Source organism: Acetobacterium sp. UBA5834 (assembly GCF_002435675.1).
Lineage (GTDB): Bacteria > Bacillota > Clostridia > Eubacteriales > Eubacteriaceae > Acetobacterium > Acetobacterium wieringae.
In genome coordinates, this window is the sequence record NZ_DJGY01000002.1 from 1 (window position 1) to 8,230 (window position 8,230).

The following is an 8,230-nucleotide window of genomic DNA, read 5'->3' on the forward strand; positions in this document are numbered from 1 at the left end:
TTCATTTCGCAATTACCTATTATTTTATAGAACAACTTCTTTCAGTTCTTCTATACGATCAATAACATAGGTTGGATTTAATGATCTGACGACCTCCGGGGCACCATATCCGAACGTGACCCCACAAACGTCAATACCTGCATTTGTACCAGTGAGATAGTCAGTTTTTGTATCGCCGATCAGAATCGCCTCATTTTTCCGGCAACGATAATAATCGAGAATTGAATGAATACAATCCGGATGCGGCTTTGGATTTTTTACATCATCTGCTGTCACCAGAATATCAAAATAATCATATAATTTTAGCGTTTTTAAAATCTTTTCGGTGGCACTTCTTATCTTAAACGTAGCCACAGATAATGCTTTCCCCTGACTTTTATAGTATGCCAGCACCTCTTCCACACCACTGTAAGCAACGGTTTTTTTATCACAGTTCTCGGTGTAATACTCTACAAATAAGGGTAGTATTTCCTGATCGATCAGATCTTCTTTATCCTCTCCCAGGGATTTAATGAGCACATTTCTTGCTCCCCCACCAATACAGCTCCGAATAAACGCATCTTCTTTTTGTTCAAACTGATAACGATCAATAATGTATTTTATCGTTTCGATGATATCTGGACACGTATCTACCAAGGTTCCATCCAAATCAAAAATAACATACTGATACGCACGCGGTTCCTTGTTTTTAATTATCATGACCAGCCTCCATTTAAGTTTTAACTTCAAAAACCAATCACAGATTTCTTAAATAGTCATTGCTGTTAAAATATTCCAGAGTAACGCCGCACTCACCGATAGTTCTGACATTTTTATCAGTCTTTTTATAGTCAGCATGATAATCTGAACCTCCAGAAATAATCTTGACCCGGTCTGTGTATGCGGCCCGTACCCTGGCGATGATCTCTTCCTTGGTGAACGGTCCATTATAAGTCGTCTTATCATATGTATAACACGCTTCAATGCCATCCAATCCGGCATCAATTAATTTGTCTATGTATTCCTCCCGGGTCATGCTACCATCACGGGTCATTACGGTTTCGTCAATCAGGTATGGGTGCGCCAGAATCGCAATACCGCCACTTTCATGGGCGATTTGAATAATTTCAACCGGGTCTGGTTTTTCGCGTTTCACACTGAATACCGGATTATTTCGGATTAATAATTTCGCTTCGCTCCAGGTTTTGGTGTATCCCTTCTCAGCCATCAGATTAAAAATGACTTTTTTCTGAACATCTTCAGGGTTTCGGGGAATGTCGTTATAATTTAAAACCTCCTCCCAACTGATGTCAATGCCATTATCCGCCAGCACATCCAAAAGCTTTTGGTAGGAGTAGATTTTGCTTTTGACAATCTGCTCATTGATTTCCAGTATTTTCGGATTGGTATAATCACAACCCAGTACCACAATGTGCACATCCTCAACCAGGGTCTCGCAAGAGAATTCAATTCCTGGCAACAGTTTCATCCCTTTTTTCTTTGCATAAAGAACTGGATCAACCATTACACCATTGACCTCGATACGATCTGGGGGAAGAATATCATGATCGGTGATCACAATCACCTTCATTCCCAAAGCTGCTGCATTGCATATAAATTCCTGGGGGGTATCAGCCCCATCAGATCGTGTGGTATGACTGTGTAGGTCTACAATATAGTTGGGTTTTGTCGTCATCATCTTACCTCCTAATATTTCTATGAAAATCAGGTGCGTTTTGTTACATTCCTTTTTCAATTTTTGATAAACTAGCCTAATTAACGTATCTTTCTACTGTCTCAACCGTTATAATTCTTGACGTTTGGTTACCCGGTATGGCAATCACCCCACAAGTCCAATTCCTACAACTCATCTTCACGATTGACAGCAATGGTTTATCACCAAGAATACCTTCACCTTGGTACTTTTTCACAAATCAGAATTCATTTGATACCATTCCTTCTGGCTTTATATGTAGCCGCAGACAAGCCAAACCGTCATTGCACCATTAATCCCAGTAGCATCGAGCATCCCAATACTTATTTCACTGATATACATCGAACCAGTCTAGCTGATATTCTAACCTTCCTATTTTTAAATAGCACAACCATCATTTTATTGATGTCGTTACTTATAACAACCAGATGGTCATGACCACAAAATGGCGAATCGACTTTTTGGAATTTTATTTGACTTTCTTGAAACCCGCGCTTCTTTAATCCAGCAAGGCAAAGAAACGGATATGCTCTGTGACAACTTTTTTCACCTGCTCTTTGGTGAAGGCGTCCAGTTTCAGCGGGTCATTCTGATCCGGATAGTTCCTGGTATAATCAACCATACCCTGACAATAAGCAATTTTTATAGCTGTTGAGATATTGACCTTTGAGGCACCTAAAGCAATCAGTCGATGGAACATCTCATCGGTTAACCCGGTTCCCCCATGAAGTACCAGCGGACATGGTGAAAACTGATTGATTGTTTCAAAAAGATTGTAGTCGATATTGATTGCCCCTTTATATACCCCGTGAGCTGTGCCGACTGCTGGAGCAAAGGCATCAATCCCGGTTTCCTTCAGATAAAGGTGACAATCCTCCGGATTGGCGTGAGCGTGGTTTCCCTCCAGCACAACAATATCATCTTCGACTCCGACAATCGCCCCCAGTTCACCTTCAACGGTCACATTTCTGGCTTGGGCGTATGCCACAATTTCACTGGTATTTTTGATGTTCTCCATGAGGGATAACTGTGATCCATCATACATGACTGACGACCAACCGCCATCAATGCAAGCTTTGGTAAAATCAACATCAGTGGAGTGATCAAGATGGATAGCCACATTAACCCTGGCATTTTCAGCAATGGGTTTTAAATAGTTCATCATCTCGCTAATGCCAAACGCTTTGACCGTTTTTACAGAAGTTTGCAAAATAATTGGCTGTTCCAACTCTTCCGCCGCTTCAACTGCAGCTTTTGCTGTCAGATAGTTAACAATATTGAATGCGCCAACCGCATAACGATTCTTTCTAGCATCTTCAAGTATTGTTTTCATGTTAACATAACTCATGATCATCATCTCTTTTCTTTAAAATTTCACGACATCATACATAAATATGATAGGTTATGACCACCTAGAACCAGTATATCACAACTCGATAAAAAAATAAATGATCTCTTAAATCTTTTCTTATTTTTGTCCGTTAGCTGCATTCATAAAGCGGCGTTGATATGACACGACTTGGTTACAGGACGTAAATCGTGCCAAATACTTCGGTTCAGCCGTAACAACCACCCGGTGAACCAGATCTTCAAATTCTTGTTCTACCAGCAGTTTATCAATATCCGGATAATTGAGCTCACCTTCCATACTGCAGATAATCAATCTCGTATCATCAAGATTAGTATTTTTGAATAGTCTTAAGTTATGACGTACACTGTCCAGTCCATCGGAACCTTCGACATCATTAAAATGACGATATTTAAGCATCGCTTCGGCAATATTTTTTACTGAAAGCAAATCCATATCGGCCTGATCCATGGCAAGATAGTCCTTTTCCAAAAACATGTTGCGAATCGCCTCAATACACTTAACATTCCCAGTGGCATTAAATTGTTTTAAATTCTGATCCATCAATTCCGACTGCATCAGACGATGTCGAACAAAACTATTGACAAAATATGGTTTTGCCTGTAATGCCAGGGCGGTCTGGTAAGGCTCAAACATGAGCGTAAAGTTCACTCTAAAGCCATGCTCTTTTAGCATCAATGCCAGATTGTGTCCCCGGAAGGCACTTTCAGTGGTAACATCAGTACACGAACGGCTCAATTTTTTATCCCCTGAAAGTAATTCTGAAACGTTTTCTTTTGTGACTGGACCAGTATGTGGCACTTTAATGACAACCCGATAATCTGTCAGCATTTCCCTGAATTTTTCTGCTTCTTCCAGTAATTCAGAATCCGATTTGCCAAAAGGATCATTAAGCTCCACACTGATGTCTGATCCTGGTCCAAGAATCAGTCCTATTTCTCCCATTACTTCATCCCGGGTGTTAAAATGATTACCAACATTGGCTTGGGGATTATTGATAAACAAATCATAGATGATGCCAGGGTTACAAGTCAGGTTTGCAATCATTTTACTGATCGGGGCAACTTCGTATGGGTTAGCTGAATCAGCGGAAAAAAGCACATTGGTTGGCCGTTTTTTACCATTTTTATCATACGAAATATCCCGGATTAAATCTGCCCGAAGAATCCCGTTGGCTTCCAGGCGACATGCTATCCGAAAGCCCTCAGGCGTCTCGTTGTCAGGCGTATTAAAGGTTTTAATAACCTTTTCAAATGCAGCGGTTACACCAATTTTTTTTACATGTTTCTTGAGAAACGCATAGTCTTCCAAAGGTAAATCGAAATCCAGAACCCGGGCCACATCTTTCTTTTGATTCTCAATCACCGATACGTCATCATTTAATAAAGTATTTAATGTACAACTGACCGTTTTCATTTCTATCCCTCCATCTATATCTTAATTCTTTACCACATATAAGATTCGATCAACAATTTTTTCCCAGGTAAGGCCGTAGGCTTCCAGTAATTCCCGATAGGGGCCGGTATTAATGGAGCCATCGGCGATACCTACAATATGAATCGGAGCTTTACCCTTAATTGTCGCCAGAGATTCAACGACTGCACTGCCAAAGCCACCAATTACCGAATGTTCTTCCAAGGTGAACAGATACTTGGCATTCTGATAGGCCTCGTTAAGAATCCCCGTGTCAAGAGGCTTTACAGTTGTAAAGTTAATCACTTTTACTCCAAACCCCATTTCATCCAGAATTTTTGCCGCCATCAGACCATCTATTGTTAATGTACCGGTCACTGCAATGACAATATCATCGCCGGTGTTCATCAGGTATTCGCCCTTGCCAATTTCAAGGTTGCGTTTAGCGGCTTCAACCGGTTCAGCCATTTCATGACGTGGCATTCTGATGTAGACTGGACCTTGATGTGCAACTGCCTCACGCAGGCACATTTCCACTTCATAAACGTCGCCCGGATTCAAAACAACCATATTGGGAATCGCCCGCATTAATGTCAAGTCTTCGATGGCCTGGTGGGTTGAACCCAACGCCGAATGGGATAAGCCACTGCTTGAACCAATTACTTTAACATTCATATTGGCATAACCCAGATCATTTCGAACCTGTTCAAACGCACGCATGGAAATGAAGGGCGCAATTGCAGAGACAACCGGAATAAATCCGCCTTCTGCCAATCCGGCACTAACACCGATGGCATTCTGTTCACTGATGCCGACTTCCAAATACTGCTGGGGTAATTCCTTTTTAAACGGATTCATACCCGATCCTGCCCCGGAATCACAAGACACTGCCATAACACCGGGATTTTCTCTACCTAATTCTAATAATGTTTCACCAAATACATCCCGTGGATTTCGTTTTTTAACTGTCATATTGCCCATCCTTTTTCTTTTGCGTAATGCTCCAATGCTTCTTGTGCCTCTTTTGATTCACAGGAATCTTTGCCGGGATTCCAGTGATGATATTTAACATTTCCTTCAGCAAAAGGCATCCCTTTGCTTTTGATGGTATTGGTGATGACCATGCTGGGTTTTCCTTTTTGAAACGGTATTGATTGAAACGTATTCAAAAGCTCTTCGATATTATGTCCATCCACCACTTTTACAGACCATCCAAAAGCCGCATACTTTTCTCGCAAATCACGGGTATCCAAAACCTCCCGGGTACTGCCATTGATTTGAAGTCCATTTCTATCAATGATGCCAACCAGATTGTCTAAACAGTGATGACTTGCAAACATGGCTGCTTCCCAATTTGATCCTTCACCCTGTTCGCCATCCCCCATGAGCACAAAAATCCGTTGCTTTTCACCTTTAAGTTTTGCACTCAATGCCATCCCGGAACCGATCGGTAAACCGTGACCTAATGCTCCTGAACTAAAATCGACTCCGCCAAATTTCTTCATATCAGGATGGCCTGGCACCTTTGAACCCAGCTTATTGTAGGTATCCATGACATCTGTCACTTCAAATCCCATTTCAATAAGGGTTCCATATAGAGCCAGACATTTGTGCCCGGCACTGAGAACAAAGCGATCGCGGTTGGGACATTTTGGTTCATCAACCTTAATATCCATGATTCCAAAATATAAGGTAGCCAAAATATCGGTACACGATAACGATGGACCAGCATGGCCGTCACCATTATTAATTACCGTCTGGACAATGTGTTTGCGAATATTAAATGCTTTTTTTTCGATGGATTCTACTTGCATTGAAGCTCTCCTTAAAATATTTTCTTCGATACTAAATTTTTAATGGCCATGCACAACGTTTACAAGACGATTCAATAAAATAGCGAAGTTGATTGTGCAAAATTGCTGGCACTAGCAAAACCTATGTTTCCCCTTACAACTCAATTAATAAAAAACATTACGTCTTAAATCTAATCTCACTTATGACAGATCATAGGTGGTCATGACCAGTTCTTATATGTAGTATAGCACGAATTGTTTTTTTGTCAATTTATTTTTAAATAATTATGTAAAGTATTGCCAAATCGCGATATAATGACTATAGCAACTTTCAGCATACAAGGAGGGTAAAAGTATGGGCTTACGCTATTCAAGTAAAGTAATCGACGGAAAACTTAATATTAGAAATGATTATATTCAAACCGAGGGCGGTGATTTCCAGAAGTTGACAAAAAACTGGATTATTAAAGCATATGAAAAAGCCAAAGAATTAAATGATACCGAATCCATGGAAAAACTGGAAAATCTGAAAATTGACATTTGGGTTTCAGGCGAAAACAATGAGTTAGGTAAAAATATGACCTGGTGTTTAAAAGACGAATTATAATAAGCTGCGGCGTAACCGCCGCTTATTTTTTGAGGAATCGTTTATTGTTGTATAAATTGGGTATTTAGTCAAAGTATAAATACTTTAAGGAGGATTTTTTTATGAGACAAATTATGGGGATTCAGGTTGGCAACCGCGAAAGCGAAGCATTGAAGGTTCAGGAATTGTTAACTAAAAATGGTTGTATTATTAAGACACGCCTAGGTTTACATGAGTCTTCTGAAGAAATGTGCAGCATCACCGGTTTGATAATTTTAGAGTTTTTACCCAACAAAGAAGCAGATATCGCCGAACTGGAAAAAGAATTAGCCACGCTTGATACAATTGTGGTCCAAAAAATGGTTTTCTAAAATTCAAAATAAAGAGAGTTACTCAATCAGTCTGGCACTATTGAGTAACTCTCTTTTTCCAAGGAGTAAAAAATGATCGACTTTAAAGATTCCCGATTTATTATTACGGATAAAAAAAATACATCCAAGGTTCATAAGAGTATTCAGGGTATGTTGAATGATGAGGAACGGGTCGTTGAATTTTATGTGGCTGATCGCTTTCCTGTTCCATCCGATATACTATTCACCTCAAAACGGATTATTATTTGTACCTATGAAGAGCCTGAATTTCCAATCTTTACTTTCTTACCCTATTCAAAGTTTATTGCTTTCTCAGTAAAGAATTCAAATGACTCCAGTCTTGAAAATGAATTAGAATTGTACAATTATTATGTCAATAAAATTGCCTTTGAGTTCCCCGGAAAATTTGATTTAAGCCTGGTCATTAAATTAATTGGCGGCGCCGTTAACTAGGCACATAGTTATTTCGCCAAAAACAGGTGACAAATCAGTTTTCTGACTATCCGAAACGTATAGTGTAAATCGAAAGGAGCCGACAATGCAAACCGAATTAACAATCACGATCATAAAAAACGACGATCATCTTGAAATCCTTCAAGATGGCTTGATGGTGGCAAAAAGAGAAGCCATTCAAAACATTCTAATTAATGGTGAAGTTGAAGATTTCTATGACAATTGGGTATACCCCCAGGATCCAGGCGCTCCGGAAAAAATCGGGAAAATTATTCTTGGTTTAATGAATGGTGATTTTGGCAAGGTTGAATAGAACACCACCAATTTTTTCGCTTCTTAATACATAGAATCCGCCAGCCACATACGTGATCGGCGGATTTCTAGTAGTAATTTAAAGATTCTGACAAACAGTCTCTGGTCTAAAAATTTTTGTTTGTCTGGTTAATAAATGATTACTGTGTAGTCGTAAAGGGTGTCACATTCACCAGGACATACAAGTGGCTTATTCTGGATGATGTCTGTAATTATTTAACTCAACTTTCCCAGCTCTAA

10 protein-coding genes are annotated in these 8,230 nt (G+C 39.8%); 4 read left to right on the plus strand and 6 right to left on the minus strand.

The annotated features are described in order from the left end of the window. Positions 1–24: 24 nt before the first annotated feature. The 6 genes from B3F51_RS00230 to B3F51_RS00255 form a co-directional block, all read right to left on the minus strand. Entirely contained in the window at positions 25–699 is a 675-nt protein-coding gene (locus B3F51_RS00230) for an HAD family hydrolase (protein ID WP_070370097.1), read from the minus strand. A gap of 37 nt (positions 700–736) precedes the next feature. Next, positions 737–1,678, minus strand: coding sequence for a PHP domain-containing protein (locus B3F51_RS00235; RefSeq protein ID WP_084633476.1), 942 nt, complete (start codon positions 1,676–1,678; stop codon positions 737–739). A 514-nt stretch (positions 1,679–2,192) separates the two neighbouring features. Then, positions 2,193–3,041, minus strand: a complete 849-nt coding sequence (locus B3F51_RS00240; protein WP_070370107.1) for a class II fructose-bisphosphate aldolase — start codon at positions 3,039–3,041, stop codon at positions 2,193–2,195. 120 nt (positions 3,042–3,161) lie between these two features. Then, the gene (locus B3F51_RS00245; protein ID WP_286944803.1) at positions 3,162–4,478 is read right to left on the minus strand and encodes a transaldolase family protein; all 1,317 of its coding nucleotides are present in this window, start codon (positions 4,476–4,478) and stop codon (positions 3,162–3,164) included. Positions 4,479–4,499: 21 nt separating this feature from the next. Beyond that, positions 4,500–5,447 carry a transketolase family protein gene (locus B3F51_RS00250; protein WP_286944804.1) on the minus strand — a complete coding sequence of 316 codons (948 nt, stop codon included), beginning with the start codon at positions 5,445–5,447 and terminating at the stop codon, positions 4,500–4,502. Next, on the minus strand, positions 5,444–6,289 hold the full coding sequence (locus B3F51_RS00255) for a transketolase (RefSeq protein WP_286944806.1): 846 nt from the start codon (positions 6,287–6,289) through the stop codon (positions 5,444–5,446). The genes B3F51_RS00250 and B3F51_RS00255 overlap by 4 nt, the downstream gene beginning before the upstream one ends. 334 nt (positions 6,290–6,623) lie before the next feature. On the opposite strand from B3F51_RS00255, the gene B3F51_RS00260 reads away from it, so the two are divergent. From B3F51_RS00260 to B3F51_RS00275, 4 genes are all read left to right on the plus strand, one after another. Beyond that, positions 6,624–6,875: a hypothetical protein gene (locus B3F51_RS00260; protein WP_070370111.1), complete on the plus strand. Its 252-nt coding sequence runs from the start codon at positions 6,624–6,626 to the stop codon at positions 6,873–6,875. 101 nt (positions 6,876–6,976) lie between these two features. Continuing rightward, positions 6,977–7,225, plus strand: a complete 249-nt coding sequence (locus B3F51_RS00265) for a hypothetical protein (protein ID WP_228882736.1) — start codon at positions 6,977–6,979, stop codon at positions 7,223–7,225. Positions 7,226–7,297: 72 nt separating this feature from the next. Further along, positions 7,298–7,678, plus strand: coding sequence for a hypothetical protein (locus B3F51_RS00270; protein ID WP_070370113.1), 381 nt, complete (start codon positions 7,298–7,300; stop codon positions 7,676–7,678). Positions 7,679–7,763: 85 nt separating this feature from the next. After that, complete coding sequence (locus B3F51_RS00275) at positions 7,764–7,991, plus strand: hypothetical protein (protein ID WP_250933297.1); 228 nt, start codon at positions 7,764–7,766, stop codon at positions 7,989–7,991. Positions 7,992–8,230: the final 239 nt, after the last annotated feature.